The following is a 26,190-nucleotide window of genomic DNA, read 5'->3' on the forward strand; positions in this document are numbered from 1 at the left end:
GGCCGTTTACGATTTGTTTACAAAGAATTCCACGCCGTCGCGGTGCAGGGGGTCGCAGCGGCCGACCCACATCCTTTCTGGAGAGAGAGACGGATGAATTTCCTGCACCGCCATCCTTTGGTCTTCGCGGTATCCCTGGCCCTGCTCGGCGGCGTCCCCGCCATCGCCGGCGCCCAGCAACAGACGTCCCCGGCCGCCCCCGGCACGGCCACCACGCTCGACAGCGTGCAGGTCACCGGCACCCGCATCCGCCGCGCCGAAGTGGAGGGGCAGGTGCCGGTGCAGACCCTGAGCCGCGCCGACATCGAACGCACCGGCCTGACCTCCATCGGCGATGTGCTGCAGGAACTCACCGCCTCCGGCTCGGCCTTGAACGCCAAGTTCAATTCCTCCGGCAATTTCGGCTTCCCGCCGGACGGCAGCGGCGTCGGCGCGGGTTCGGCGCAGGTCGACCTGCGCCATCTCGGCGCCAAGCGCGTGCTGGTGCTGGTCGACGGCATGCGCTGGGTCAACGAGTCCTCGGCCTCGGGCGTGGGCGCGGCCACCGACCTCAACACCATTCCGCTGGCCATCGTCGAGCGCGTCGAGGTGCTGGAAGACGGCGCCTCCTCGCTGTACGGCTCCGATGCCATCGCCGGCGTGGTCAACATCATCACCCGGCGCAATTTCGAAGGCGGCCAGGTCACCCTGAACTACGGCGAGTACGACAAGGGCGACGGCGCCAGCAAGGGCGTGGACCTGGCCTGGGGCCACAGCACCGAGCGCACCAGCCTGTTCCTCGGCGCCAGCTACACCAAGCAGGATCCGATCTACGCGCGCGACCGCGCGCAGTCGCTGTATCCGATTCCCGGCACCGGCCTGAGCTTCGGCAGTTCGGCCACCCCGGACGGGCGTTTCATCTTCGTCGACCCCAACACCGGCGCCGAGCAGAACCTGACCCCGAACAGCGGTGCGCGCACGCCGCGTTACGACGGCACCGGCGGCTGCACCCGCAGCGACGACTACCACTGCTTCACCACCGCCGACCGCTACAACTTCGCCGCGTCCAACCTGCTGCTGACCCCGTCCGAGCGCAAGGGCGTGTTCGGCCAGTTCCGCTTCTTCTTCAACGACGACGTGCAGTGGTACCTGAAGCTGCTCGGCAACCGGCGCGAATCGACCAACCAGGCCGCGCCGGAACCGATCTTCCTCGGCCCCGACGCCGGCACCGGCAATCCGCTGGCCGACAACATCGTCATCTCCGCCGCCAACCCGTACAACCCGTTCGGCTTCGCGCTGGATTCGGGAAGCAACCTGATCATGATCGGGCGCCGCCCGGTGGAAGGCGGCGCGCGCGTGTTCGAGCAGCGCGTGGACACCCAGTACGTCGGCACCGGCTTCATCGGCAGCTTCGAGGGCGCCGACCGCACCTGGTTCTGGGACGTCAACGGCGCCTACAGCAAGAACAAGGCCGAGCAGACCAACTACGGCAGCTACAACATCTACAACATCAACCTGGCGCTGGGCGATCCGGCGGCGTGCGCGGCGGTGGCCGGCTGCGTGCCGCTGAACATCTTCGGCGGCGCCGGCAGCATCACCCCGGACATGCTGCGCTGGATCCAGCCGGTGGTGCACGACCGCAGTCAGAACGAATTGACCCAGTTCACCGCCAACCTCAGCAGCGACCTGTTCCGGCTGCCGGCCGGCGCGGTGTCCTTCGCCACCGGCGTGGAGTACCGCAAGTATGAGGGCTTCTACCGCCCCGATCCGCTGACCGTGATCGGCCACTACAACGGCGTGCCGTCGCTGCCGACGCAGGGCAGCTACGACGTCAAGGAGGCCTACCTCGAACTGAGCGTGCCGATCTTCGCCGATTCGCCGCTGGGCGACAAACTGGACCTGAGCCTGGCTGGCCGTTATTCCGACTACTCCACCTTCGGCGGCAAGTTCACCCCGAAGTACGGCCTGCGCTGGCAGGTGGCGCCGGACTTCGTGCTGCGCGCCAGCTATGCCGAAGGCTTCCGCGCGCCCAGCATCGGCGAACTGTACGGCTCGGCCGCGCGCGCCGACCTGACCCTGTCCGACCCGTGCTCGATCGGCCTGGGCGGCACCGCGCCGCGCGGCAGCGCCAGCAACTGCGCCACGCTCGGCGTGCCGGCCGGCTACCAGCAGGCCAACTCGCAGATCTCGGTGACCACCGGCGGCAACCGCGCGCTGGAGCCGGAGAAGGCGCGCAGCTTCAGCGCCGGCTTCGTGTGGAGCCCGTGGTTCGCCAGCAACGTGCCGTGGTCGGACCGCTTCGACGTGGAGGTGACCTTCTACCGCCACGACATCGACGGCGCGATCCAGGCGATCAACGCGCAGACCCAGCTCGACCTGTGCGTGGACACGCTGTCGCCGACGTATTGCGACGGCATCACCCGCGCCTCCACCGGCGGCATCAACGGCTTCAACAACCGGCTGACCAACCTCGGCTCGATCAAGACCGACGGCTGGGACGTGGACCTGTTCTGGAACTCGCCGGAGACCGCCGCCGGCCGCTTCAAGATCGGCTGGCAGAACACCTTCGTCACCCGCTACGTCGCCACCGGCGCGGCCGGCCAGGTGCAGCCGCAGCGCCCGGGCGTGGAGGTGGTGGACAGCTCGATTCCCGAGTGGACCAGCAACCTGAGCCTGGACTGGTCGCGCGGCCGCTGGAACGCGTCGTGGACGCTGCGGCACATCTCCGAGCTGACCGAGCAGTGCGGCGATGCGGTGGCGTTCCCGGTGTGCAGCAACCCGATGGCCGGCACCAACACGCTGGACGCGATCACCTACCACGACCTGCAGGTGGGCTACCGCTTCGACTGGCTCAAGGGCCTGACCCTCAGCGGCGGCGTCAACAACGTCTTCGACAAGGACCCGCCGATCTGCCTGTCGTGCTCGCTCAACGGCTACGACGCCTCCACCTACGGCATTCCCGGTGGGCGCTACCTGTACGTGCGGGCGGATCTGAAGTTCTAGCGGTGTGACGGACGTTGCGGCGCGTATCCCGCGCCGCGCGTTTCGCATGCCGATGTCGTCCGTCGCCTAGGCGCCTCACACCTCTTGCAGCGTCCGAAACGCGTACATGTCCTGAAGGGTGCAGAAGTGGAAGCGCGGCACGGTGATCGGTCCGGCCGCGGCGAGCCGCGCCAGCCAGTCGTGTACCGCCTTTCGATAGGCGGCATGTTCGACCTCATCGAGCGTGTCGCACAGATAGGCCAACGAGATGTGGAACCGGTAGTCGACGTAGTCCGGGCGCTGCAGGCGAATGAGTGCCATCAGGCCGCGGCGGGCGGCGTCCAGCCGCAGCGCGGTCGCTGCGTCCGCGGGCCGCAACGGGATCAGCAGATTGTCGTTGCGGCCGGTCTTCGCTGCCGCAGGATCGATCAGGAACCGGCACGCGCCCAGTGGCGCGACGTCGCGCTGCTGCAGCCGTGCCAGGAACGTCGCATGGATGTCGCTCAGCGGTACGTCGCGCGCCATGTCGCTGGGCCATGGCCCACCAGCGCGGTCGATCTCGTTGACGCCACCCAGCAATGTCACGTGATAGCTGCTCGGTGGCAGCAAGGCGAACTTGTCGGCGAAGCGGTGCTCGGAGAATTCGCGATAGATGTCCAGCACGCGGTCGAAGCTCTGGTAGCCATCGCCCTGCTGTTGCAGATGGCCCAGGAACGTATTGCCGGGGAACGGCAGCGGGCACCGTGAGCGGAGGAACTTGCGTCCCACATCCGGCGGCTGTGGCGAGATGGTCTGCGCCGGCAGTGCCGAAGCCACGACCGTCGCGCCGGCCGCGGCCAGCAACTGGCGACGGCTGATGCTGGTATCGAAAAACGATGACATGCGGTTTGCCTCAGAGTTTGACATTGAGGCCGACCATCACGGTCGGCGCCATCTTCCAGGCCGATTGCACGTATTCCTGCTGGCGGCCGATGCGGTACTCGTAGCCCTGTCCGGTCAGGTTCAGCACGTCCAGGCTCAGCGCGACGGAGGGCGATACCTGCCAGCCCAGCTTCAGGTCGACGCGGTCCAACGCCTGCTGGTAGCGGTTGCGATAGAACTCCAACTGGTTGGTGTAGTTGGGGTAACGGTCGTCCCACAACACACCGGTATGGTTCCAGGCCAGCGAGGCGCTCAGCGGACCCCGCGCATAGTTGAGCGCCAGATTCCACAGCTGCTTGGGCTGCTGCGGCAGCACCGACAGCGTCGTACGGCTGCCGTCGCCCAGCACCACCGGGTAGTCCACGTCCAGCAGCGTGACATTGGTGCTCACCGACAGGCCGTTCAGCGCGGGCAGCCAGGGCCCGAGTTCCTTGATCGCGCTCAGTTCGAGGCCGCGTAGCCGCACGGGCCGGTCCACGTTGCGGGGCTGCGTGACCAGCACCTGCTGGCCGTCGAGGGACTGCAGCTGGCCGTAGCGGAAGATTTCATCGTGGATGGTCTTGTGGAACAGCGCGATCGACAGCAGGCTGCCGCCATCGTCGAAGGTCCAGTCGTGGCCGAGATCCAGATTCAGTGCGCGACGCGGTTGCAGGTCCGGGTTGCCCTGGTTGAGCGTGGGCGGCGTGCTGCTGAGTGTCAGCACGCCGCCGTTCAGCGCCATCTGGTCCAGGCGCGGGCGCCCGATCGAGCGCGAGACGCCGAAGCGCAGGGTGCCGTTGGTGCTGGTCTGCCACTGGCCGGCGAGCGACGGCAACCAGTTGCGATAGCGGCGCACGGCACTGACCGGGCTCCATGTCGATCCGCTCAGTTGCAGTCCGTCGCTGCCGAAACGGGTCTGTTCCAAGCGCACGCCGCCGGCCAAGCGCCAGCGCTCGCCCCGCCATTGCGCCTGGACGAAGCCGGCGCGCACCTGTTCGTCCACGGCGTAGCTGCCGCTGTTCTGCGCGGCGGTGTCCACCACGCCACGTGCCTGGTCGGCGACGGCATCCCAGCGTGCGTCGGCAAGTGCCGGATCGATGGTCAGCATCGGCGTATTGCAGCCCAGCCCGCAGGTCGAATCGCCCAGCACGTCCGCCAGGGTGTAGGGCAGCCCGCTCCAGGTGGTGCGCTGGAAGGACGTGCGCATGTGCGTACGCACCTGTCGCAGGCCCCATGCCACGCCCAATCCACGACTGTCCTCGTCCATGTTGCGGCGCAATTCCAATTGCAGATCGCTGACCCGCTCGGCGTAGCGGGTGCGTTCCTGCTGGTGATAGAGGTTGGCGTAGCGCGTCGGGTCGTCGGCCAGCGCCGGGTTGAGTGCAGTGAACGCAGGCAGGCTGTCGCTCCAGTCGAACGCGTAGCCCAAGCGGTTCTGTTGGAAACGGTCCCAGGTCTGCGGGTTATCCACCGTGGCGCGCGAGGTGCTGGCGCGCAGTGCGCCGCGCCACTGCGCCGGCAGTTCGGCCAGCAGTTCGCCGTTGAGCCCGGTCAGTCCGCGTTTCCAGCGCAATTGGCCCAGTTCGACAAGCTGATTTAGATTGTCCAGGGTTCCGCTGTCGGCGCCGGTGCGAACCAGGCGCGCGCTGTTCTGCACCTGCGCGACCTCGGCGTCGCGGTCGGAGGTCTCGCGTTGACGGAAGCGATAGCCGGCGAGATGGCCGCTGAGCGGGCCATCCGGTTGCCAATCCAGGCGCATGGTCAGTCCGCGGCGCTCACGGGTGTTGTCGTAGTTGTACCAACGCCGCTCGCTGGGCACCGCGTTGCCGACGCCGCCATAGGCCAAGGCGGAGCGCGTACCGTCGGCGTTGTACCAGTTCAGGCCGCTTCCGTTTTCCTCCTGCGGTACCGAGATCACGCGGCGCCAGACGCTGGCCGCGCCCAGGAACGCGAATTCGTCGTTGCCACCGAAGCGCTTGCTCCACTTCAGTTCGCTTTCGCCGGCCGGCGTGCGCCCGCCGTAGCGCTGTCCCATGAGGTTGACGCCCCCCTTCGCCGCGGCGGTGAGCAATCCATCGGGCCGCTCGAAGCCGCTTTCGGTGACCAGATCGGTGACGCCGCCGATCGCGCCGCCGTCGTTTTCCGGCAACAGCGATTTCACCACGTCGATGCGATCGACGAAATTGGCCGGCAGCACGTCCATCAGCGCCTGGCGGCTGCCGATATCGTTGCTGGCGAACGCGAAGCCGTCGATCAACATGCTGTTGTAGTTGCCGTTGAGGCCGCGCACGGTCACATAGCGCGGTTCGCCCTGGTACTCCACCGTGCTCACGCCGGCGACCCGGCGCAGCGCGTCGCCGACGTTGAAGTCCGGCAACTGCCCGATGCTGTCGGCGGCGATCGAATCCACGATGGTGGAAGCCCCCTGCTTGGTGGCGATGGCGCGCGTGTTCTGCGATTGGAACGAGGTGCGGACCTGCACTGCATCCATGGTCTTCGCATCCTCGTCGGCCTGCAGCGCATCGGCATACGCCGGCGATGCCAACGACAGGACGCCGGCCAGCGCCAGGCGAAGTGCCAGCGACAGAACGGACGGAGAGGAGGCGTCGGGCGAGCGGAAGACGCAAAGGGGATGAGGCGGCAGCAGACGCATGGCACGATCCAGTCTTGGGCGGCCCCAGAGTGGTGGCCGAAGATGCATTAAATTAAGTTGGTTAATTAAAAGAAATATGACAACGCCCCCGCTGTCGCTTCGCGTGTCCGGCTTCTTCGCCAACGCCGCTGTCCGTCCGCAGTACCGCCGCCGCAGCGACGGCAACGTCGCTGGGACCAGCGAGCGCATGCTGTTGGACTTGGTCCGCCGCGCGGGACAGGTCGAGCGTGCCGATCTGCCCCGCGCCATTGGACTCAGCGTGCCGGGGACAAAGGGCATCCTCGATCCGTTGGTCGCGCATGGCCTGCTGCAACTGGGGCCATCGCCGCGTCGCGGGCGCGGCCAGCCGAGTCGCCTGGTGCGTTTGGTGCCGGATTACGCGTACAGCGTCGGCGTCTCGTTGACGGTCGATGGCATCGCGGTGCTGTTGATCGACTTCGCCGGGCAGATCCGTGGGATGCGTCAGTTCACTGCATTCCCGCTCACGTTGGCTGACGTGCGTCGGCAGTTGCCGGCGATGGTGGAGGAACTGCTACAGGCTGCTGCTGTGGACCGACAACAGCTGTTCGGCGTTGGTCTGAGCATGACCGGACCGCGCATCGGCGAGGGCGCGCGCGTCAACCCGCCGCTGTCGCTGGCATCGGACTGGGTAGAGGTCGAACTGGACCGATTCGTCGCCGATTGTCTGCAGTTGCCGGTCTGGATGGACAACGACGCCCATTGCGCGGCTCTGGCGGAGGCGGTGTATGGGACCGGCCGTCGAACGCCGGACCTGGTCTATCTGTACATCGGCGACGGATTCGCCGCGGGCGTGATCGCCGACGGCGGCGTGTGCCGCGGCGCGCACGGCAATGCTGGCGAACTGGGCCGTATTTCGGCCATCACCGGCATGGCACGGCCGACGCTGGAGAACTTGCGCGAGGCGCTGGTCGCCGATGGTCACGCGCTGCCGGACCTGCATGCGATGCTGCAGCAGTACGACCCGGCGTGGCCGCAGATCGACGCTTGGCTGGATGCCGTGCAATCGACGGTGACGCTGGCGGTGGCGGCGACCATTGCGCTGATCGATCCGCCGGTGATCGTGTTCGGTGCGCGCCTGCCTGCCGATCTTGCGCGAAGGCTGATCGCCCGCATTGCGTTCGAGTCGGCCCCGCGGCGTGGCATCGCCTCGCCGTATCCCACACTGCTGGTCGGCGAAGTCCAAGCGCATGCCACGGTACTGGGCGCGGCGATGCTGCCGTTCAAGGAGACGCTGTTCTAGTGCGTGTCATCCATCCCCGCGCAACCGTGACCCTTCGGGTTGGGCCTGCCGCTGCTGACGGTTTCGCGCCGCCGAGCGGACTGTGGCGCGATGGCGCCTCAGCGCAACACGTGCTGCGGCACGTCGATCTCGGTGGCCACCGCCAGGTGGTCGGAGAAGGCGGCGGGCACTGCGCGCTGTTCGTTGCAGCGCAGGCCGTCGCTGACCAGGATGTGGTCGATGGCGCGCTGCGGGCGCCAGCTCGGGAAGGTCGGCACCACGCAGCCCGGCGGTTGCAGCCGGGTGCGTTTGTAGAGCAACTGCATTTCCGGGCGGTCGGCGACGCAGTTGAAGTCGCCCATCAGCACCACGTTGGGATGATCGGACAGCAACTCGGCGATGAAGGCCAACTGCGCCGCACGCGAGTTGGCGCCCAGCGACAGGTGCGCCACCGCCACCGCCAGGCCTTCGGCGCCGTTGCCGAACTTGGCCAGCAGCACGCCGCGCCCGCCGAGCCGGCCGGGCAGGGCGTGGTCCTGGACTTCCACCGGCTCCAGCCGGCTGAGCAGGCCGTTGGCGCTGGAGGCCACGCCGCCCACGCGTCGGTTCGGCTGGTGGCTCCAGTAGTTGAAGCCGGCGCGCTCGGCCAGGTAGTGGGTCTGGTTGGTGAAGCCCGAGCGCAGGCTGCCGGGGTCGGCCTCCTGCAGGCCGACGATGTCGTGGTCGCTGGCCAACTGCGCGATCGCGTCCAGGCTGCTGCGCTTGCGCCCGGCCGGCAGCGCGTGCGACCAGCTGCGGGTCACGTAGTCGCTGTAGCGGCGCGTGCTGGAACCGGCCTGGATGTTGGCGGTCAGCACGCGCAGGGTGCGGGTGGCGGGAGCGGTCACGGCGGTGCGGCCCGGGGCGGACGGCTTACTTGGCCATCGCCGCGCGCTCGCGCGCGATCAGGTGATCGGCCACGCGCAGCATGTCGTCGTAGCTCTTGCCCTTGACCAGGTACTTGCCGTTGATGATCAGCGACGGCGTGCCGGTGATGCCGCTACGGGTGGCGAACTGCTTGGCGCGGTTGGTCTTGGTGGCCACCGCGAAGCTGCCCATGGTGTCGGCGAACTGCTTCGGGTCCACGCCGTACTTGGCGTAGAAGTTGGCGATGTCCTGCACCGAGTCGCGGCCACGCTCGCCCTTCAGGGTCTCGTCGACGTGGATCGCCTTGTACAGCGCATCGTGGGTCTTCTCCTGCACGCCCAGCGCCTCGGCGGCGTAGAACGCGCGGGCGTAGTCGTCCCAGGTACCGCCGAACATCGCCGGCACATAGACGAAGCGCACGTCCGACGGCAGGCCGGCCTTCCACGGGCCGATCAGCGGCTGGAAGCGCGCGCAGGCCGGGCAGACGTAGCCGAAGATCTCGGCCACCTCGATCTTGCCGTTGGTCGGCTGGAACGGCTGGCCGCCGGCGATGTCGACGTAGTCGGTGCCGGCGACCGGCTCCGGACCGTTCGGGGTCCTGGCGGCGACCGGCTTGGCCGCGGCGTTGTCGCCTTCCGTGGCGGCAGGCTGTGCAGCGGCATCGGCGGTGGTGGCCGCAGGCGCGGCCGGCGTCTCGGCGGGCGCAGCGGCGGCATCGTTGCCGGCGGCGGGCGCGGCAGCCGGGGCGGCGGCGGTGCCGGAGGCAGGGGCGACGGCGTCGGCAGTGCCGTCCTGGGCCTTGCATGCCACCAGGATCGGCAGCAGGGCCATCAGGGTCAGAGCGAAGCGGGTCTTCATCGGCGACATCTCCAGCAGGATGGGGGACAAATGCCGGACGCGCCGCAGGCGCGGTCCGGCCACCCCGTCATGATGCCATGGCGCGGATGAAGCGCCGTACGCCGATTACTTGCCTGCGCGCTCGCGGGCGATCAACGCGTCGGCGATACGCAGCATGTCCTCGAAGTTCTTGCCCTTGACCAGGTACTTGCCGTTGACGATCAGCGCCGGGGTGCCGGAGATGTCGGCGCGCACGGCGAAATCGCGCGCGGCCTTCACCTGCGCGGCGACCTGCGGGCTCTGGTAGGCGGCGATGAAGGCCTGCGGCTTGACCCCGAAGCCGGCGTAGAACGTGGCCAGTTCCTCCGGCGCCACGTTCTGCACCGGCACGCTGCGCTTGTCGTGGATGGCCTCGAACATGGCGCGGTGGCTGCGGCTCTGCACGCCCAACTGCTGCGCGGCATAGAAGGCGCTGGCGAAGTTGTCCCAGTAGCCGCCGAATGCCGCCGGCACCAGGGTCAGGCGCACGTCCTTGGCCTGCTTGCCGGCCCACTCCTCCAGCAGCGGCTCGAAGTGCGCGCAATGCGGGCAGGTATAGCCGAACACTTCCACCACCTCGATCTTGCCGGCCAGCGGCGCGAACGGCTTGGGATTGGCGATCAGGGTGTAGTCCTCCCCTTCCACCGCGGTGGCGGACTTGGGTTGCGCGCAGGCGCTCAACGGCAGCAGGGCGAGCAGGCACAACAGCAGGCGGGGCAGACGGTTCATACGATCTCCAATGGCAAAAAACGAACGCCGGTCGTCGGGACCGGCGCGAAGGGGAAACGGGCCGGCGCCGCCGTGGCGGCGCGCGGTCAGGATTGTTGCGCGGGCGCCGGCTGCTGTGGCGTTGCCGCGGCCGGTGCGGCCTGCGCGGCGGCCGCGTCGTCGGCGCGGTCGTGCAGGCCCTGCAGGTAGCTGCCCAGCGCCTTGATCTCCTGGTCGGTCAGCGGCTTGGCCACCTGCGCCATGATCTTGAACATCGTCGGATCGCGCTCCTGGGTGGTGCCGGCCTGGTATTCCTGCAGGCGCCGCGCCACGTAATCGGCGTGCTGGCCGCCCAGATGCGGATAGGCCGGACCCGGATTGCCGGCGCCGGCCGGGCCGTGGCAGGCCATGCACGCGGGAATGCCGCGGGTCGCGTCGCCGCCGCGATACAGCTGCTGGCCGACCTCGTAGAACTTCATGCCGGCGTAGGGACCGTCGGCGATCACCGCGTCGTCGGCGATGCCGGCGCCGGCCTTCTGCGTGGCGAAGTAGGCGCCGATGTCGCGCATGTCCTGCGCGCTCAGCGGCTGCACGAACGGCACCATCGCCGCGACCGCGCCGCTGGTGCGCTCGCCGTGGGCGATCAACGCCATCTGCCGCGCGCTGTAGCGTTCCACCTGGCCGGCGATGCGCGGATACATGGCGATCGCGGGGTTGCCGTCCGCGCCATGGCAGGCGGCGCAGGCCGCGGCCTTGGCCTGGCCGGCCTTGGGGTCGCCCCAGGCGGCCTTGCCGATGTCGCCCTCCAGCGGCGTGGTGCGCACCGGCGCGTGGTCGGGAATGGGAACCACCGAGGTCTGCGCGAACGCGACCGCGGCGGCGACGGAAACCGCTAGACCGGCAAAGGCAAGAACGCGAGCGTGGCGCATTGCTGAAGCTCCGTATGACCCGACCCCGCGGCTGCCGGACGGCGACCGCACTCGCGCGATTATCGGCATGCCGCGGCCCGGCGGTCAACGAAGCCCGCCCGGGGCCCTGGACGTGCGATCCTAGGGGGATGTCGCTGATCCTCGAACGTGCCCACTATCTTTTGTCCGCCCACAATGCCCGCCAGTTGCCGGACGACGGCGGCTGGGAAGTGGCCTTCGCCGGCCGCTCCAACGCCGGCAAGTCCAGCGCGCTGAACGCGCTGACCCGACAGAACGCCCTGGCCCGCGTGTCCAAGACGCCTGGCCGCACCCAGCAGCTGGTGTTCTTCCAGGTCCAGCCCGAGCGCTACCTGGTGGACCTGCCCGGCTACGGCTACGCCAAGGTGCCGCAGGAACTGCAGGCGCACTGGCAGAAGTTCATCGACACCTATTTCCGCACGCGCGAGGCCCTGCGCGGGCTGGTGGTGGTGATGGACATCCGTCATCCGCTGAAGGACTACGACCGGCAGATGCTGGGCTACGCCGCCCAGCGCGGGCTGCCCGCGCACGCGCTGCTGACCAAGGCCGACAAGCTCGGCCGCGGCCAGCAGGGGCAGGTGCTGCAGCAGGTACGCAAGGAGCTGACCAGCGCGTTCGGCGACACCGTCAGCGTGCAGGCCTTCTCCGGCGAGACCCGCCAGGGCGTGGACGAGTTGCGTGGCATCGTCGGTGGCTGGCTGGGGTTGGACACGGAGCCGACTGCCGCGGAGTGAGCGCGGCGGCGCTGGCGCCCAACCTCCGCGAGACGCTTCGCGCCGGACCCTCACCCCAACCCCTCTCCCGGAGGGAGAGGGGCTAATTGCCGTTTCCTTCTCCCATCGGGACCATGGCCCCCTTTTCGGGGGAAGGTGGCCCGCAGGGGCGGATGAGGGTAGGGCGAGCCTCGTGCACTCGAACTCTGCGAGACGCTGCGAGACGTTGCGCGCCGGACCCTCACCCCAACCCCTCTCCCGGGGGGGAGAGGGGCTAGCCGCTGTTCCTTCTCCGATTGGGAGAAGGTGCCCCGCAGTGCCGGATGAGGGCACGGGCCAATCAAGGCGCCGCCGGCAACGGCGAGAACTCCGTCGGCACCCAGGCGAAGGCCTCGCCCTCGCGGCGCACGTGGCCCAGTCCCGGGAACGGCAGGTGCGCGCCGGCTACCCACCAGCCGTGGTCCGCGGCCTGCGCCAGCATGCGCTTGCGCGCGGCGATCGCCGCGGCGCGGTCGCTGTCGGCCTCGAACGACGCCTGCGGCTGCGCGAACTGCACCGCGTGGTAGTGCACCAGATCGCCCCACACCAGCAGTTGCTGCCCCGCACCACCGTCGAAGCGGTACGACACGTGCCCGGGCGTGTGTCCGTGGGTATCCAGCGCCACCGCGCCGCCGGGCAGCGCGTCGCCGGGACGGAAACGGCGCAGCCGCTGCGCGGCCTGGTAGGGCGCCACCGCCGCACGCGCCAGCGGGAAGGCGAAGCGCAGTGCCTGCGGCGCGCCGGCCTCGCTGGCCGGGGCCAGCCAGTACGCCGCATCGGCGGCGCTCAGCCACACCGTCGCCTTGGGATAGGCGGGCTGGCCCTGTGCGTCCAGCAGGCCGCACAGGTGATCGGGATGGGCGTGGGTCAGCAGCACGTCGTCGACCTGCTCGGGCGCATAGCCGGCCGCGCGCAGGTTGGCCAGCACCTGGCCGAGGCCAGGGCCGAAACAGGTCGCGGTGCCGGTATCGACCAGGGTGAGGTGCGTGCCGTCCTGGATCAGATAAGCGTTGACCGCGGTCTGCAGGCCCTTGTCGTTCTCCGGCACATAGCGGTGGTCGAGCAGGCGTGCGATCGCCTCCGGCGGAATATTCGCCAGTTGCGCGCGCGACAGCGCCACGGTGCCGTCGAACAGGGCGGTGACCCGCAAGCGGCCGATCGCCTGGCGATAGACGCCGGGCACCTGCGTCTGGGCGCTGGCCGGCGCGGCGGCATGAGCGGGTGATGGCAGCGTCAGCGCCGCGCTGGCGCTCATGGCCAGCGCGCACAACGCGCGCAACGGGAACACGGACATGGGATTTCCTGGCAGAGCGGCGTGCGCCGCGGTAACGGCATGCTGCGCCGGCGCCGCTGCGCGATTCGCTCATTCCGCTGCGCGCGGCGCTCAATGCCGACGTGGATCAGTTGCCGATGCTGGCAGGATCCAGGCCATAGCGCTGCTGGAAGCGCTGGCTGAAGCTGCGCACCGAGCGGTAACCGGCGTGCGCGGCGACCGTCTTCAATGGCCAGCGCGTGGTGTACAGCAGTTGCATCGCGTGCGCCAGGCGCGCATCGGTGAGCAGTTCGCGCAACGATGTGCGTTCGCCGGCCAGGTGCCGGCGCAGGGTCGCGCCGCTGAAGCCCAGGCGCTCCTCGATGTCGCGCGAACGCCAGTCGCGTTGTGGCTGCGCGGCGATCAGATCGCGCACCTGCGCGGCCACGCTCGGCGCCGGCGGCAGCAGCAGGCCACCGTGGCCGCGCCGACACAGCGCCAGCACCAGGGCCGCCAGCGCCAGCCGCGCCTCGGTGTAACGGCCGTCCTGCAGCGCCTGCCGCCATTGCAGCAGGGTGCTGCCGAACTCCTCGGCGCGCAGACGCGCCAGCTCCGCGCCGGCGGCGGGCAGAGGCTCGTTCCACAGCACGCGCGCGGCGCTCAGCGCTTCCTCGCACAGCGGCACCAGCACGCTCAGGTACAGGCCGCTGTGCGGATCCGGGATGTTGACCACATCGATGCGGCAGCGCCGCGTCACCAGGAACAGGTCGCCCGGTACGAAGTCCAGGGCCTGTGTCGCGGTGCGCACCTGCTTGCGTCCCTGCAGCAGGATCGCCAGGTGCGGCTGCGGGATCTCCACCGAGCGCGCGCCATGTTCGCGGCGCGCGGTGATGCAGGCGTAGCCCTCGGCCTGCGTGCAGTCGGCCAGGCTGGCCAGGCGCGCCAGCAGCAAAGCGTCGGGGGAAGTCGTGTCGGCCATGGCCGGTGATGCTAGCGCAGCGGCGGGCGCGCCCGCTCAGACATGCACGCCGAACACATGGCCGATCGCGCCGCTGGCGAGCATCGCCGCTGCGCCCCAGAACACCACCCGCACCGCGCCGCGCAGGCCCGAGGCGCCGCCGGCACGCGCGGCCAGCGCGCCGGTCAGCGACAGGCCGATCAGGGTGGCCGCGCCGGTCACCCACAGTTGCCGGCCGTCCGGCGCCAGCCAGGCGGCCACGATCGGCAGCGCCGCGCCGGTACAGAACGCCGCCGCCGATGCGGCCGCCGCCTGCAGCGGACGCGCACGCAGGCTCTCGGTGATGCCGAGTTCGTCGCGCGCGTGCGCGCCCAGCGCATCGTGCGCGGTCAACTGCTCGGCGACCTGGCGGGCCAGGCCGGGGTCGAGTCCGCGCTGGCGATAGATCGCGGTGAGTTCGTCCAGTTCGCTCTGTGGGTCCTCGTGCAGCTCGCGGCGTTCCAGCGCCAGGTCGGCCCGCTCGGTGTCGGCCTGCGATTGCACCGACACGTATTCGCCGGCGGCCATCGACATCGCGCCGGCGACCAGGCCGGCGATGCCGGTGGTCAGCACCGTGGCCGCCGACGCGCCGCTGCTGGCGACGCCGACCACCAGGCCGGCCACGGACAGGATGCCGTCGTTTGCACCGAGCACGGCCGCGCGCAGCCAGCCGGCGCGGTCGGTGCGATGGCGTTCGGAGTGGGTCGGGCGCATGGCGCTGCCTGCGGCGGAGCGGGAAGGAGACCGCAGCCTAGCCGAGCCGGCGCCGCGAACGCTTGCTGCGTCTCACTCTCGACGCCGTCAGCGGCGCGGCCATGGAATGCTGCAGTGCCGCCGGTAGCGACGCGTGCCGCGCCCCCGGCACGCTATAGTGCGGGCCTTGCGATGGCAGGGGATGGTCCCCACATCGCCTCACCCGCCGTGCGAGTCCTGCCCTTGTCGAGCCCCAGCCACGTTGCCGAGACGCCGATCACCGACCGTGCCGAACTGGTCGAGGTGCTTGCCTCCGGAGAAAAACCCGAAGCGCAGTGGCGCATCGGCACCGAGCACGAGAAGTTCGGCTTCCGGCTGGACGACCTGCGGCCGCCGACCTTCGACGGCGAGCGCGGCATCGAGGCCTTGCTGCTGGGCCTGACCCGCTTCGGCTGGGAGCCGGTGCGCGAAGCCGGGCACACCATCGCCCTGCTGCGCGATGGCGCCTCGGTGACGCTGGAGCCGGCCGGTCAGCTGGAACTGTCCGGCGCGCCGCTGCCGACCATCCACGACACCTGCGTGGAAGTGGGCAGCCACCTCAACGAGGTCAAGCAGGTCGCCGACGAACTGGGCCTGGGTTTCCTCGGCATGGGCTTCCAGCCGAAGTGGCGCCGCGACGAGATGCCGTGGATGCCCAAGGGCCGCTACCAGATCATGAAGCGCTACATGCCCAAGGTCGGTTCGCTCGGCCTGGACATGATGACCCGCACCTGCACGGTGCAGGTCAACCTGGATTACGCCAGCGAAGCGGACATGATCAGGAAGTTCCGCGTGTCGCTGGCGCTGCAGCCGATCGCCACCGCGCTGTTCGCCGACTCGCCGTTCGCCGAGGGCAAGCCCAACGGCTACCTCAGCTACCGCTCGCATATCTGGACCGACACCGACGCCGACCGCACCGGCATGCTCGACTTCGTGTTCGAGGACGGCTTCGGCTACGAGCGCTACGTCGATTATCTGCTCGACGTGCCGATGTACTTCTCCTACCGCGATGGCACCTACATCGACGCCAGCGGGCAGAGCTTCCGCGATTTTCTGCAGGGCAAGTTGCCGGCGTTGCCCGGTGCGTTGCCGACGCTGCGCGACTGGTCCGACCACATGACCACCGCGTTCCCGGAAGTGCGCCTGAAGAAGTACCTGGAAATGCGCGGCGCCGACGCCGGTCCGTGGGGCCGGCTGTGCGCGCTGTCGGCGTTCTGGGTCGGCCTGCTGTACGACGATGCGGCGCTGGGCGCGGCCTGGGACCTGGTCAAGGATTTCAGCCTGGTCGAACGCCACGCGCTGCGCGACGGCGTGCCGAAGCAGGCGCTGAAGCTGCCGTTCCGCAACGGCACCGTGCAGGACCTGGCTGCCGAGGCGGTGAAGATCGCCCTGTCCGGCCTGCGCCGGCGCGCGCGCCCGAACCGCGACGGCCAGGACGAATCGCGCTTCCTCGAACCGCTGGTGGAAATCCTGCATGGCGGCGAGACCGCGGCTGAGCGCAAGCTGGCGCTGTACCACGGCGCCTGGCAGGGCGACATCGACCACGTGTTCCGCGAGTTCGCGTACTGAGTGCAGCGGCGCGCCCGCAGGCCAGCAGAACGATGACCGCGATCGGTGACATGGCGGGCCTGTTCCAGGACGAGCCGAGCAGATGGGGCGGCCGTGGCGATCCGTATCTGTGGGAAGAGATGGCGTCGACCCTGGCCGGCGTGCCGTTGCCGGCGACGGCCACGCAGTGCGAGGCACTGCTCGCCGACACCTTCGCGCGCCTGGTCGGCACGGCGCTGGACGACGCATCCGTCGAGTCGGTCTTCGTGCCGCGCCTCAGCCATGGCGGCATGTCCTCGGGATACGTCAGCCTGGTGTTCTGGCGGGCGACCGCACTGCCGCTGTTGCTGGCGCGTCATGCCGAGGCTGTGGCGCAGCGACGTGCGGGTGCCATAGCGCCGCAAACGCCGCCATGGTGGCGACGGCTATGGCCTTCGCGCTAGACACCTAGCCGCCCATCCGCGCCCTGGGCACGCCCCAGGCCGGGCAGCCGCGCGCCGATGGAGTGCGGCTGTACGCCGCCACTGACTTGGCCGAACGCCATGCGACCTTCGAGGTCGCGCGCTGCCTGCCGCGCCATGTGCTGATCGGCGACGACAGCGGCGGCCAAGGCGTGCTGGTTGCGTTGGCCGGACCGGCGAATCCCCCTTTCTCTGCGATCTGGGCGCCGTGGCCGAGGCAGAGCGCGTGCCGCTTGCGGCGTCGTTGCCGGAATGGATGGCGGCGGGAAGCCCGCTTTTGCCGTAGTCGGCCGGCGGCTTACCCAATGTAAGCTGGTGTCACGCGCACTATGCGTGGCGGGGGAATGCCGTCGCTGTCGCGATCCGAGCGAGAGGCGCTTGTGGTGCCGGAGAGAGCGTCATTGGGGGGATGCATGAAACTGAAGATCGTTGGTGTGGTGTTGCTCGTTGCCTTTGCCGTTTCCGCTTGCGGTCTGCAGGAGCAGGCCGATGCCAAGTTCGGCGACCAGCATTTCAAGACGGTGGTGTCGTTGGTTGAACTGTACAAGCTGCGTACCGGGTCTTATCCCGCGTCGCTGGCCGACCTCACCTTCACCGGTGATTGGGATCAGATTGCCATTGCGTCGGTCCACTACCGGAAGCTGGACGAGGGCTACGAACTCGATCTTGTACGGGGATGGGTGGGGCGCCCGGATCTGCACTATCCGCCGGCATTCTGGAAAGGGCTTGGCCTGCGCAAATCCAATCTCAAGCACGCGCCGTGATGGCACCAGGCACGTCTTCGCGAGCGGTCGTAGAGCGCACGAGCGTTCGACGGCGTCTTTTCGAACGCATTGCGCTTGTGATGGCGTCGCTCGGCTGCATGGCATCCGCGCATGCGACCAGCCAATGCCCCGCCGACTTTGGTCCCAAGGATCCGCTCATCGATCTGCTCGGATGGGCGGTGGTCGCCAGCGGCGTGGTGCTGGGCGGCTGGCTGTGCGTGCACGTGGTGCGGCGTTCGCGCGGGCTGCGCCGATGGCGGCGGGTGGCGGTCGTGCTGGCCGGCGTCTTGGCGATGCTGCTGCTATGGGGTGGCGGCCTGGTGCTGGCGATTGCGTGGTTCTTCATGCGGTGCTAACACTGCCGGCCTCGGTGCGTGCGCGCCGGGTCCGCGGTCCGCGGAGCCACGGGCCACGCCAGCAGGGCACACCGATGACCGATCCGTACAATTCCTCGCCGCCGCGCGCGGCGGTCTCGCCACTGAACGATGCGATGGTGACCACCGCGCTGGAACTTCCCGGCCACCGGATCGTGCGCAATCTGGGCATCGTGCGCGGCATCACCGTGCGCTCGCGCTCCATCGTCGGCAATTTCCTCGGCGGGCTGCAGACGCTGTTCGGCGGCAACATCACCATCTATACCGAGCTGTGCGAGCAGGCGCGCCTGGAGACCTACCGGGACATGCTGCAGCACGCGCGGCAGATGGGCGGCAACGCCATCGTCGCGGTGCGCTACGACGCCACCGAGCTCATGGCCGGCCTGACCGAGGTGCTGTGCTATGGCACGGCCGTGGTCGTCGAGCCGAACCAGCGCTGAGTCGATCGACGTGCGGCGGAACGGGGCGCGCCCGGCTCAGCCGCCGACCGCCTGGCACGGCAGCCGCACGCTGACCCGCAGGCCGCCCTCGGGGCGGTTGTCCAGGGCGATCTGGCCGCCATGCGCCAGCACGATGCTGTGCGCCACCGACAGGCCCAGGCCGATGCCGCCGGTGTCGCGGTTGCGCGAGTTCTCGCCGCGGAAGAACGGCAGGAACAGCTTCTCGCGCTGTGCGGGATCGATGCCGGGGCCGTCGTCGTCGATCCACAGCACGCATTCGCCGGCCTCGTGACGCAGTTGCAGGCGCGCACGCTTGCCGTACTTCAGCGCGTTCTCCACCAGGTTCATCACCATGCGCCGCAGCGACAGCGGATCGCCGTCGAGGGTGATGGCGTCGCCGAGCAGCAGCACCACGTCGGCGCCGGTGTCGCTGGCGTCGTCCACCACGCTTTCCACCAGCAGGCGGAAATCCAGCGGCGAGCGGGTGCCGCGGCGGCTGTCGTTGTGGATGAAGTCCAGCGCCGCGGAGATCATCGCCTTCATCTCGTCGATGTCGGCCATGGTCTTCTCGCGTAGCGGCGGCTGCAGGGTCTCCAGGCGGAACGCCAGTCGCGCCAACGGCGTGCGCAGGTCGTGGGCGATCGCCGCGACCATGTGCGTGCGCTCGTTGATCAGCCGGTTCAGGCGCGCCTGCATCGCGTTGAACGAATCGGCCGCCTGCACGATCTCGCTGGGGCCGCTGCGCCGCAGCGGCTGCGCATCGGGATTGCGGCCGAGCTGGTCGGCGGCCTCGGCGAAGCGCCGGATCGGCGCCGACAGTGCGCGCGAGAACCACCAGGCCAGCGGCAGCATCGCCAGCATGCCGACCAGGAACAGCATCACCACCTGGGTCTTGAATTCGTTGGAGAACCGCCGCGGCGGCGACATCACGCTGCGCCAGTGCCCGTCGGGCTGGCGCAGGGCCGCGGTGAAACCGTCCAGCAGCGGTACCGCCGGGGCGAAGCCGCGTTCGCGCCACCCCACGGCGCGCATGGTCGCGCCGAAGGCGCCATTGCGCGGTGCCTCGCCCGGCGCGGGCGGCGGCTCCAGCGGCGGCGGTTGCTGCGCGGTGGCTGGGGGCGCGACCTCCGCGGGTGCGGGGACGTCGTCGTCGGCCGCCATGGCATGTGGTGGCGGCGGCGGGCGTTCGCCCAGGCGCAGGCGCAGGCGTTCCAGGCGGCCGTCGCTGTTGCGGTAGAAGCGCACCTGGTCCGGCGCCACTTCCAGCCAGTGCGCCATCAGCCGTTCCACGTTGCGGTCGCGCACCTGGTCGCGCGCCGGCAGCGGTGCATGGGCGGTGTCCTGCACCTTGAGGGTCTGGGTGCCGGCCGGCATGCGCGTGCTGAGCAGGGCGATCACCTCCGGCGGGTGCACCGGCATCTCGTAGACCGGCGTGCGCAGCACCAGGGCGATGCCGATCAGCTGCGCGGTGAGCAGCGCCACCACCAGCAGCAGGAAGGCGCGGGCGAAGATCGGCACGCCGCGGCGGGCGCGCGTGGGCCCGCTCACAGGCGGGCGACGCTCGGCAGCAGCATGTAGCCCTCGTTGCGCACGGTGCGGATCAGTTCGGTCTGCACGCGTTCGTTGATCTTGCGACGCAGGCGACTGATCTGGCTGTCGATGGCGCGGTCGTAGACCTCGGTATCGCGGCCGCGCGCGTAGTCGAGCAACTGGTCGCGGCTGAGCACGCGCTGCGGATGCTCGACGAAGGTGCGCAGCAGCGCGAATTCGCCGTCGGAGAGATTGATGAAGATGCCGGTGGGATCGCGCAGGTCGCGGCGGATCACGTCCAGCCGCCAGCCGGCGAACTCGTAGACGTTGCCGCGCGCTTCCGGCGGCAGCGTCGCCGCCTGGCTGCGCCGCAGCAGGGCGCGGACCCGCGCCAGCAGCTCGCGCGGATTGCACGGCTTGGCCAGGTAGTCGTCGGCGCCGACTTCCAGGCCGATGATGCGGTCGGTGTCGCTGCCCAGCGCGCTGAGCATGATCACCGCCGGCGCGCCGCGCTCGCTGGCGAGCTGGCGGGCGGCGCTGAGGCCGTCCTCGCCGGGCATCATCACGTCCAGGATCACCAGGTCCGGCTGGCGCTCGGCCATCCGCAGGCGCATCTCCGCCACGGTCTCGGCGGTGTCCACCTGATAGCCGTGGTCGCTCAGGAACTCGCTGATGAGTCGGCGCAGATCCGGATCGTCGTCGACGACCAGAATGAAGGATTTCATGTCCACGATCTTGAAGGGCGGCCACACGGGGATTCGCCCAGTCTAGACGTGGCCGCGGCTGCCTGGAACTGGGGGCGGGCAGGGACGTGGCCACCGGCACCGGGGCCCGCGCATGAACGCATGGCCATCATAGGCAGCACCGGCGGCGCCAACATGGCGGTTTCGTGTCCTGGGCCGACACGCATTGCCATGCGCCGGCACCCACGCGGCGGGGCGTCCGGCCGCGCCCGGGTCGGCCAGGATGGGTGGAGCAGCGGCGCGGGCGTTTTCTTTTTCCGATGGCAGGAATACTATCCCCCAGTATAGTTCCCGAGTTCCTGCCACATGCCGCACGCCCCGCACGAAAAGAAGCGCGTCCTCGCCCGCATCCGCCGCCTGCGCGGCCAGACCGAGGCGTTGGAACGTGCGCTGGAGGAGGGGACGGACTGCGCTGCTGTGCTGCAGCAAATCGCCGCCATCCGCGGCGCGGTCAACGGCCTGATGTCGGAAGTGATGCAGGCCCATGTCCGCGAGGAATTCGGCCATGCCGCCACCTCCGATGCGCAGCGCGCCGCGCGCGTGCGCGAGATGGCCATGCTGGTCCGCTCCTACCTCAAATGATCCCCACCCCACGCCCATTCCGTCAGCCAGGAGAAATCGCATGAAGTCCCGAGCCGCCGTCGCTTTCGAAGCAGGCAAACCGCTGCAGATCGTGGAGATCGATGTCGAACCGCCGCGCCAGGGCGAAGTGCTGGTGCGCATCACCCATACCGGCGTGTGCCATACCGACGCGTTCACGCTGTCCGGCGACGATCCGGAAGGCATTTTCCCGGCGGTGCTCGGCCATGAGGGCGGCGGCATCGTCGAGGCGGTGGGCGAGGGCGTGACCAGCGTCAAGGTCGGCGACCACGTGATCCCGCTGTACACGGCCGAGTGCCGCAAGTGCAAGTTCTGCCTGTCCGGCAAGACCAACCTGTGCCAGGCGGTGCGCGCCACCCAGGGCAAGGGCCTGATGCCCGACGGCACCACCCGCTTCTCCTACAACGGCCAGCCGATCTACCACTACATGGGCTGCAGCACCTTCAGCGAGTACACGGTGGTGCCGGAGATCTCGCTGGCCGTGGTCAACCCCGAGGCGCCGCTGGAGAAGGTGTGCCTGCTCGGCTGCGGCGTCACCACCGGCATCGGTGCGGTGCACAACACGGCCAAGGTGAAGGAAGGCGACAGCGTCGCGGTGTTCGGCCTCGGCGGCATCGGCCTGGCGGTGATCCAGGGTGCGGTGCAGGCCAAGGCCGGGCGCATCCTGGCCATCGACACCAATCCGGGCAAGTTCGAGCTGGCGCGCAGCATGGGCGCCACCGATTGCATCAACCCGAAGGACTACAGCAAGCCGATCCAGGAAGTCATCGTCGAGCTGACCGACGGCGGCGTGGACTTCAGTTTCGAGTGCATCGGCAACGTGCACGTAATGCGCTCGGCGCTGGAGTGCTGCCACAAGGGCTGGGGCGAGAGCGTCATCATCGGCGTGGCCGGCGCCGGCCAGGAAATCAGCACGCGCCCGTTCCAGCTGGTCACCGGCCGCGTCTGGCGCGGCAGCGCCTTCGGTGGGGTCAAGGGCCGCACCCAGCTGCCGGGCATGGTGGAGCAGGCGATGCACGGCGAGATCGACCTCGATCCGTTCATCACCCACACCCTGCCGCTGGACGAGATCAACGAAGCCTTCCACCTGATGCACGAGGGCAAGTCGATCCGCACCGTCATCCACTTCTGACCGCAGGTCAGTCCGGCGCGCGGCCGTTTCCGCGCATTGCAGCGACACAACGAACCCGGGAAGGGGGCAAGATGAGTACTGTGACGATTCATCCGTCGGTGGATGCCGGCGTGCGTGCCGGCGCGGAGCAGTTCCAGGGCGGTACCCTGGAATGCCATTGCGCCAGCGACAAGGTGGTGGTGGAAGTGGGCGCGCAGACCGCGCACAACCACGCCTGTGGCTGTACCAAGTGCTGGAAGCCGAAGGGCGCGACCTTCTCGGTGGTGGCGGTGGTGGCGCGCGACAAGGTCAAGGTGACGGCGCACGAAGAGAAGCTGAAGGTGGTGGACGAGAGCGCGACCATCCGCCGTCACGCTTGCACCGGCTGCGGCGTGCACATGTACGGCCGCATCGAGAACACCGAGCATCCGTTCTACGGCCTGGATTTCGTGCATACGGAACTGTCGCCGCAGCAGGGCTGGTCGGCGCCGGGGTTCGCCGCCTTCGTGTCGTCGATCATCGAGAGCGGCACGCGTCCGGAGGCGATGGACGGGGTGCGCAACCGCCTGCGCGAACTGAAGCTGGAACCGTACGACTGCCTGTCGCCGCCGCTGATGGACGCGATCTCCACCCACGTGGCGCGCAAGAACGGCGTGCTGCACTGAAGCCCGCTGCCGCGCGCGTCGCCGGTCGACGCGTCGCGGCACCCCGCCTGCGGCCGGTCGCGGCCGCAGGCCCTCTTCCCGGAACTGCCCATGGAACGTATCGAACACCACGCCTGCTGCGGCGGCTGGCAGGACGTCTATCGCCACGACTCGGCTGTGCTCGGCTGCCCCATGCAGGTGGCCGTGTACCTGCCGCCGCAGGCCGAGCACACCACGCTGCCGGTGCTGTACTGGCTTAGCGGCCTGACCTGCACCGAGCAGAACTTCATCACCAAGGCCGGTGCGCAGCGCTATGCGGCCGAGCATGGCGTGATCCTGGTCGCGCCCGACACCAGCCCGCGCGGCGAGCAGGTCGCCGACGCCGAGGGCTACGACCTGGGCAAGGGCGCCGGCTTCTACGTCAACGCCACCCAGGCGCCGTGGGACGCGCACTACCGCATGTACGACTACGTGGTGCAGGAACTGCCGGCGCTGATCGAGGCGCAGTTCCCGCACAACGGCCGGCGCGCGATCAGCGGGCATTCGATGGGCGGCCACGGCGCCCTGGTGATCGCGCTGAAGAATCCCGGCCGCTACCGCAGCGTGTCGGCGTTCTCGCCGATCGTGGCGCCCACGCAGGTGCCGTGGGGCGAGAAGGCATTCACCGCCTACCTGGGCGAGGACCGCACGCAGTGGCAGGCCTACGACGCCAGCGTGCTGATCGGCAGTGCCAGCGAGCGCCTGCCGCTGCTGATCGACCAGGGGGGCGGCGACGAGTTCCTCGAGAAGCAGTTGCGCCCGCAGTTGCTGCAGGCCGCCGCCGAGGCCGCCGGCTACCCGCTGACCCTGCGCGTGCAGCCCGGCTACGACCACAGCTACTACTTCATCGGCAGCTTCATCGGCGAGCACATCGCCTTCCACGCGCGCGCCCTGCAGGGCTGAGCGCGCTCCACCGGCGGCCGCGCGACGCGGCCCGCCGGGCAGGGGGCCGCGCGTTGCGCGGCCGGTCGCATAACCAGCCTTCTCCGCTGTCGTCCCTGGCAGTGCTTTTCGGTGCAGGCGCGACTGCACTCGAGTGACGCAGGCAGCTGCTTGCCTGTCGCGCACATGACAGGCCGGTGACCACGACGGCCGCAGCGTGGCCGGTCTCGTAAACAAACACGGGTGCCGCACCGCCCGACCCGCGGTTGTGCGATCGCGTTCGCGCCTGCTGAGACCGGCGCTGGCTAGATTCCGCAGGGTTCGCCCTTGCCACGTCCCGGATCGGAGCCGCGCCATGTCTTGCCGTCGCATCCTGCTGCTCCCCTGGCCGCGCTGGCGCAGCCCGCTCAGCCCCGTGGCGATGCTCGCGTGCACCCTGGTCGGCGCCTGCGTGGCGCTGGCGATTGGCGCGGCAACGCCGTAGCGCACGCCGCGACTGGGTATCGTCGATCGCGGTCACGCCGTTGCGCCGGATGCGGCCACCGCGGTCGTGTCGCGCGCGGTGCGATCGCCGTGATGGGCCGACGTGCATGTGGAGTTGCATGCATGGCGTCGCTCGGGGGCGGCGCAGGGTGCCTTGCAGGCGCGGTGCGAGCAAGCGCTGGGAGCGAACTTCGCATCGGGACCGCGGTGTGGCGCTGGACGCGGCGTTAGCGCGGCAGCCGCGCGGCCAGTTTGCCCAGCCGCCGCATCGCATCTTCCAGCGTCTCGCTCCACGGCTGCCCGCAGCTCAGCCGCAGGTGGTCGGCATAGTCGCCGCGGCTGGAGAACAGGTGCCCGGGCGAGGTGCCGATGCCGGCGGCGAGAGCGGCCTCGAACAGCGCCTGGCCGCTGCCGGCGTCGGCCAGTTGCAGCCACAGCGACAGGCCGCCGGCCGGGTCGCCGATGCGGGTGCCGGCCGGCCAGTGCCGCAGCACCGCCTCGCGCAGGCGCTGGCCGTTGTCGGCCAGGGTGCGGCGCAGCTTGCGCAGGTGGCGTTCCAGGTCGTGCCGCTGCAGGTAGTCGGCCAGGGCCAGTTGCGGCAGGCTGGCGCCGCCGATGGTGGAGAAGTACTTGGCGCGCACCAGCGCGTCGGTCCAGGCGCCACCGAGCAGCCAGCCCACGCGCAGGCCGGGCGCCAGCACCTTGGAGAAGGCGCCGCAGGTGATCACGTTGCCGTGCGTGTCGAAATGGCGCAGCGGCCGCGGGCGCTGCCCCGACCAGTCGAGTTCGCCGTAGATGTCGTCCTCGATCACCACCGTGCCGTGGCGCGCGCAACTGTCCAGCAGGGCGCGCTTGGCGGCATCTGGGGTGAGGCTGCCCAGCGGGTTGTTGAAGTTCGGCACCAGCACCGCGGCGCGCGCCGGGGTGCGCTGCAGCAGCGCGTCCAGGCGTGCGGCGTCGATGCCCTGGCCGGGCCGGTTCGGGACCTCCAGCACCTTCAGGCGCAGCGCCGCCACCGCCTGCAGGATGCCGTGGTAGGTCGGCGTCTCGACCAGCACCACGTCGCCGGGTGCGGTGAGCGTGCGCAGCGCCAGGCTGATCGCCTCCATCGCGCCGGCGGTCACCACCACCTCGTCGGCGGCAACGACCGTGGCGCAGTGCGCGTAGCGCTGCGCGATCTGCCGGCGCAGCGCGGCGTGGCCCTGCGGCGGTGCGTAGTCGAGCGCGGCGCTGCGCTGGCGGCGCAACTGCCGCGCCAGCGCGCTGGCCAGGTGCGCGCCGGGCAGCAGCACCGCCGCCGGCGTGGCGGTGTGCAGCGGCACCAGATCCGAGCGCGCGAGCATGTCCAGCACGCCCTGCAGCGCCGGATTGGCGACCGCGCCCGGCGCGCGCCGCCGGGTAGCGGCGCCTGCGCCGGCCGGTTGCGGTGTGGCCGCGGCGCGCACGAAGTAGCCCGAGCGCGGGCGTGCCTGCACCCGGCCTTCGCGTTCCAGTTGCAGGCAGGCCTGCACCGCGGTGGCGGCGCTGATGCCGTGGCCGGCGGCCAGTTGCCGGATCGACGGCAGGCGCTCGCCGGCACGCAGCGTGCCCTGCGCGATCTGGTCGCGCAGCTGGCTGGCGAGGGCTTCGTACAGGCGCATGCGGCGG

Annotated in this window: 24 protein-coding genes and 2 pseudogenes; 13 read left to right on the forward strand and 13 right to left on the reverse strand. The window is 69.7% G+C overall.

Features of this window, described 5'->3' with window-relative positions:
* Positions 1-93 precede the first annotated feature (93 nt).
* Complete coding sequence (locus ACHWVH_RS16190) at positions 94-2,982, forward strand: TonB-dependent receptor (protein WP_394687555.1); 2,889 nt, start codon at positions 94-96, stop codon at positions 2,980-2,982.
* Positions 2,983-3,057: 75 nt separating this feature from the next.
* Here the strand turns inward: ACHWVH_RS16190 and ACHWVH_RS16195 are convergent, their stop codons facing one another.
* On the reverse strand, positions 3,058-3,843 hold the full coding sequence (locus ACHWVH_RS16195; protein WP_394687556.1) for a DUF1868 domain-containing protein: 786 nt from the start codon (positions 3,841-3,843) through the stop codon (positions 3,058-3,060).
* A 10-nt stretch (positions 3,844-3,853) separates the two neighbouring features.
* The gene (locus tag ACHWVH_RS16200; RefSeq protein ID WP_394687557.1) at positions 3,854-6,514 is read right to left on the reverse strand and encodes a TonB-dependent receptor; all 2,661 of its coding nucleotides are present in this window, start codon (positions 6,512-6,514) and stop codon (positions 3,854-3,856) included.
* Positions 6,515-6,617: 103 nt separating this feature from the next.
* On the opposite strand from ACHWVH_RS16200, the gene ACHWVH_RS16205 reads away from it, so the two are divergent.
* The gene (locus tag ACHWVH_RS16205; protein ID WP_267112449.1) at positions 6,618-7,775 is read left to right on the forward strand and encodes an ROK family transcriptional regulator; all 1,158 of its coding nucleotides are present in this window, start codon (positions 6,618-6,620) and stop codon (positions 7,773-7,775) included.
* Positions 7,776-7,873: 98 nt separating this feature from the next.
* Here ACHWVH_RS16205 and ACHWVH_RS16210 read toward each other — a convergent pair whose 3' ends face one another.
* The 4 genes from ACHWVH_RS16210 to ACHWVH_RS16225 all read right to left on the reverse strand — a co-directional run bounded on the left by ACHWVH_RS16210 (position 7,874) and on the right by ACHWVH_RS16225 (position 11,173).
* Positions 7,874-8,641: an endonuclease/exonuclease/phosphatase family protein gene (locus ACHWVH_RS16210; RefSeq protein WP_017908277.1), complete on the reverse strand. Its 768-nt coding sequence runs from the start codon at positions 8,639-8,641 to the stop codon at positions 7,874-7,876.
* 25 nt (positions 8,642-8,666) lie between these two features.
* Positions 8,667-9,518: a thiol:disulfide interchange protein DsbA/DsbL gene (locus ACHWVH_RS16215; protein WP_267099691.1), complete on the reverse strand. Its 852-nt coding sequence runs from the start codon at positions 9,516-9,518 to the stop codon at positions 8,667-8,669.
* A 105-nt stretch (positions 9,519-9,623) separates the two neighbouring features.
* Positions 9,624-10,265 carry a thiol:disulfide interchange protein DsbA/DsbL gene (locus tag ACHWVH_RS16220; protein ID WP_017910536.1) on the reverse strand — a complete coding sequence of 214 codons (642 nt, stop codon included), beginning with the start codon at positions 10,263-10,265 and terminating at the stop codon, positions 9,624-9,626.
* 86 nt (positions 10,266-10,351) lie between these two features.
* Positions 10,352-11,173, reverse strand: coding sequence for a c-type cytochrome (locus ACHWVH_RS16225; protein ID WP_026143360.1), 822 nt, complete (start codon positions 11,171-11,173; stop codon positions 10,352-10,354).
* A gap of 128 nt (positions 11,174-11,301) precedes the next feature.
* On the opposite strand from ACHWVH_RS16225, the gene yihA reads away from it, so the two are divergent.
* On the forward strand, positions 11,302-11,925 hold the full coding sequence (gene yihA / locus ACHWVH_RS16230) for a ribosome biogenesis GTP-binding protein YihA/YsxC (protein WP_267086305.1): 624 nt from the start codon (positions 11,302-11,304) through the stop codon (positions 11,923-11,925).
* A gap of 319 nt (positions 11,926-12,244) precedes the next feature.
* Here the strand turns inward: yihA and ACHWVH_RS16235 are convergent, their stop codons facing one another.
* The 3 genes from ACHWVH_RS16235 to ACHWVH_RS16245 form a co-directional block, all read right to left on the reverse strand.
* Entirely contained in the window at positions 12,245-13,237 is a 993-nt protein-coding gene (locus tag ACHWVH_RS16235) for an MBL fold metallo-hydrolase (RefSeq protein WP_394687558.1), read from the reverse strand.
* A gap of 106 nt (positions 13,238-13,343) precedes the next feature.
* Positions 13,344-14,174 carry a helix-turn-helix transcriptional regulator gene (locus tag ACHWVH_RS16240; protein WP_295845491.1) on the reverse strand — a complete coding sequence of 277 codons (831 nt, stop codon included), beginning with the start codon at positions 14,172-14,174 and terminating at the stop codon, positions 13,344-13,346.
* Between the two features lie 36 nt (positions 14,175-14,210).
* Positions 14,211-14,906, reverse strand: coding sequence for a VIT family protein (locus ACHWVH_RS16245; protein WP_152180944.1), 696 nt, complete (start codon positions 14,904-14,906; stop codon positions 14,211-14,213).
* 222 nt (positions 14,907-15,128) lie between these two features.
* On the opposite strand from ACHWVH_RS16245, the gene ACHWVH_RS16250 reads away from it, so the two are divergent.
* The 5 genes from ACHWVH_RS16250 to ACHWVH_RS16270 all read left to right on the forward strand — a co-directional run bounded on the left by ACHWVH_RS16250 (position 15,129) and on the right by ACHWVH_RS16270 (position 18,511).
* Positions 15,129-16,493, forward strand: a complete 1,365-nt coding sequence (locus ACHWVH_RS16250; RefSeq protein ID WP_267084099.1) for a glutamate--cysteine ligase — start codon at positions 15,129-15,131, stop codon at positions 16,491-16,493.
* A gap of 32 nt (positions 16,494-16,525) precedes the next feature.
* Positions 16,526-16,915: a hypothetical protein gene (locus ACHWVH_RS16255; RefSeq protein WP_267084098.1), complete on the forward strand. Its 390-nt coding sequence runs from the start codon at positions 16,526-16,528 to the stop codon at positions 16,913-16,915.
* A gap of 431 nt (positions 16,916-17,346) precedes the next feature.
* The gene (locus ACHWVH_RS16260) at positions 17,347-17,697 is read left to right on the forward strand and encodes a hypothetical protein (protein WP_017908640.1); all 351 of its coding nucleotides are present in this window, start codon (positions 17,347-17,349) and stop codon (positions 17,695-17,697) included.
* 80 nt (positions 17,698-17,777) lie between these two features.
* Positions 17,778-18,053, forward strand: a complete 276-nt coding sequence (locus ACHWVH_RS16265; protein ID WP_284468355.1) for a hypothetical protein — start codon at positions 17,778-17,780, stop codon at positions 18,051-18,053.
* A gap of 74 nt (positions 18,054-18,127) precedes the next feature.
* Positions 18,128-18,511: a YbjQ family protein gene (locus ACHWVH_RS16270; protein WP_017912004.1), complete on the forward strand. Its 384-nt coding sequence runs from the start codon at positions 18,128-18,130 to the stop codon at positions 18,509-18,511.
* 36 nt (positions 18,512-18,547) lie between these two features.
* Here the strand turns inward: ACHWVH_RS16270 and ACHWVH_RS16275 are convergent.
* The 3 genes and pseudogenes from ACHWVH_RS16275 to ACHWVH_RS16285 form a co-directional block, all read right to left on the reverse strand.
* Positions 18,548-19,507: pseudogene (locus ACHWVH_RS16275) on the reverse strand (ATP-binding protein); the annotation flags it as partial.
* 224 nt (positions 19,508-19,731) lie between these two features.
* Positions 19,732-20,059, reverse strand: a pseudogene (locus tag ACHWVH_RS16280) (two-component sensor histidine kinase); the annotation flags it as partial.
* Entirely contained in the window at positions 20,056-20,766 is a 711-nt protein-coding gene (locus ACHWVH_RS16285) for a response regulator (RefSeq protein ID WP_153750682.1), read from the reverse strand. The gene ACHWVH_RS16285 and the pseudogene ACHWVH_RS16280, both read right to left, overlap by 4 nt.
* A gap of 324 nt (positions 20,767-21,090) precedes the next feature.
* Between ACHWVH_RS16285 and ACHWVH_RS16290 the strand changes: the two genes are divergently transcribed.
* From ACHWVH_RS16290 to ACHWVH_RS16310, 5 genes are all read left to right on the forward strand, one after another.
* The gene (locus ACHWVH_RS16290) at positions 21,091-21,366 is read left to right on the forward strand and encodes a metal/formaldehyde-sensitive transcriptional repressor (protein WP_295935848.1); all 276 of its coding nucleotides are present in this window, start codon (positions 21,091-21,093) and stop codon (positions 21,364-21,366) included.
* 40 nt (positions 21,367-21,406) lie between these two features.
* Positions 21,407-22,516 (forward strand): S-(hydroxymethyl)glutathione dehydrogenase/class III alcohol dehydrogenase, encoded by a 1,110-nt coding sequence (locus ACHWVH_RS16295; RefSeq protein WP_017912530.1) that lies wholly within the window; start codon positions 21,407-21,409, stop codon positions 22,514-22,516.
* 71 nt (positions 22,517-22,587) lie between these two features.
* A complete protein-coding gene (gfa, locus tag ACHWVH_RS16300) occupies positions 22,588-23,160 on the forward strand; it encodes an S-(hydroxymethyl)glutathione synthase (protein ID WP_043090701.1) in 573 nt (190 codons plus the stop codon).
* A 90-nt stretch (positions 23,161-23,250) separates the two neighbouring features.
* Positions 23,251-24,081 (forward strand): S-formylglutathione hydrolase, encoded by an 831-nt coding sequence (gene fghA, locus ACHWVH_RS16305; protein ID WP_267103732.1) that lies wholly within the window; start codon positions 23,251-23,253, stop codon positions 24,079-24,081.
* 334 nt (positions 24,082-24,415) lie between these two features.
* Entirely contained in the window at positions 24,416-24,544 is a 129-nt protein-coding gene (locus ACHWVH_RS16310) for a hypothetical protein (RefSeq protein WP_017908007.1), read from the forward strand.
* A gap of 226 nt (positions 24,545-24,770) precedes the next feature.
* On the opposite strand, the gene ACHWVH_RS16315 is transcribed toward ACHWVH_RS16310, so the two are convergent.
* Positions 24,771-26,183 (reverse strand): PLP-dependent aminotransferase family protein, encoded by a 1,413-nt coding sequence (locus ACHWVH_RS16315; protein WP_394687559.1) that lies wholly within the window; start codon positions 26,181-26,183, stop codon positions 24,771-24,773.
* Positions 26,184-26,190 lie beyond the last annotated feature (7 nt).

Origin of the sequence: uncultured Xanthomonas sp., assembly GCF_964278005.1 — a bacterium.
Classification (GTDB): domain Bacteria; phylum Pseudomonadota; class Gammaproteobacteria; order Xanthomonadales; family Xanthomonadaceae; genus Xanthomonas_A; species Xanthomonas_A sontii.

Coding starts and splice junctions, on each gene's coding strand:
- ACHWVH_RS16285 (WP_153750682.1), bottom strand. CDS start 20,766: ATGAAATCCTTCATTCTGGTCGTCGACGACGATCCGGATCTGCGCCGA.
- ACHWVH_RS16295 (WP_017912530.1), top strand. CDS start 21,407: ATGAAGTCCCGAGCCGCCGTCGCTTTCGAAGCAGGCAAACCGCTGCAG.
- ACHWVH_RS16225 (WP_026143360.1), bottom strand. CDS start 11,173: ATGCGCCACGCTCGCGTTCTTGCCTTTGCCGGTCTAGCGGTTTCCGTC.
- ACHWVH_RS16270 (WP_017912004.1), top strand. CDS start 18,128: ATGACCGATCCGTACAATTCCTCGCCGCCGCGCGCGGCGGTCTCGCCA.
- fghA (WP_267103732.1), top strand. CDS start 23,251: ATGGAACGTATCGAACACCACGCCTGCTGCGGCGGCTGGCAGGACGTC.
- ACHWVH_RS16315 (WP_394687559.1), bottom strand. CDS start 26,183: ATGCGCCTGTACGAAGCCCTCGCCAGCCAGCTGCGCGACCAGATCGCG.
- ACHWVH_RS16265 (WP_284468355.1), top strand. CDS start 17,778: ATGGCGTCGCTCGGCTGCATGGCATCCGCGCATGCGACCAGCCAATGC.
- ACHWVH_RS16260 (WP_017908640.1), top strand. CDS start 17,347: ATGAAACTGAAGATCGTTGGTGTGGTGTTGCTCGTTGCCTTTGCCGTT.
- yihA (WP_267086305.1), top strand. CDS start 11,302: ATGTCGCTGATCCTCGAACGTGCCCACTATCTTTTGTCCGCCCACAAT.
- ACHWVH_RS16255 (WP_267084098.1), top strand. CDS start 16,526: ATGACCGCGATCGGTGACATGGCGGGCCTGTTCCAGGACGAGCCGAGC.
- ACHWVH_RS16200 (WP_394687557.1), bottom strand. CDS start 6,514: ATGCGTCTGCTGCCGCCTCATCCCCTTTGCGTCTTCCGCTCGCCCGAC.
- ACHWVH_RS16310 (WP_017908007.1), top strand. CDS start 24,416: ATGTCTTGCCGTCGCATCCTGCTGCTCCCCTGGCCGCGCTGGCGCAGC.
- ACHWVH_RS16220 (WP_017910536.1), bottom strand. CDS start 10,265: ATGAACCGTCTGCCCCGCCTGCTGTTGTGCCTGCTCGCCCTGCTGCCG.
- ACHWVH_RS16195 (WP_394687556.1), bottom strand. CDS start 3,843: ATGTCATCGTTTTTCGATACCAGCATCAGCCGTCGCCAGTTGCTGGCC.
- ACHWVH_RS16190 (WP_394687555.1), top strand. CDS start 94: ATGAATTTCCTGCACCGCCATCCTTTGGTCTTCGCGGTATCCCTGGCC.
- ACHWVH_RS16240 (WP_295845491.1), bottom strand. CDS start 14,174: ATGGCCGACACGACTTCCCCCGACGCTTTGCTGCTGGCGCGCCTGGCC.
- ACHWVH_RS16245 (WP_152180944.1), bottom strand. CDS start 14,906: ATGCGCCCGACCCACTCCGAACGCCATCGCACCGACCGCGCCGGCTGG.
- ACHWVH_RS16290 (WP_295935848.1), top strand. CDS start 21,091: ATGCCGCACGCCCCGCACGAAAAGAAGCGCGTCCTCGCCCGCATCCGC.
- ACHWVH_RS16215 (WP_267099691.1), bottom strand. CDS start 9,518: ATGAAGACCCGCTTCGCTCTGACCCTGATGGCCCTGCTGCCGATCCTG.
- ACHWVH_RS16235 (WP_394687558.1), bottom strand. CDS start 13,237: ATGTCCGTGTTCCCGTTGCGCGCGTTGTGCGCGCTGGCCATGAGCGCC.
- gfa (WP_043090701.1), top strand. CDS start 22,588: ATGAGTACTGTGACGATTCATCCGTCGGTGGATGCCGGCGTGCGTGCC.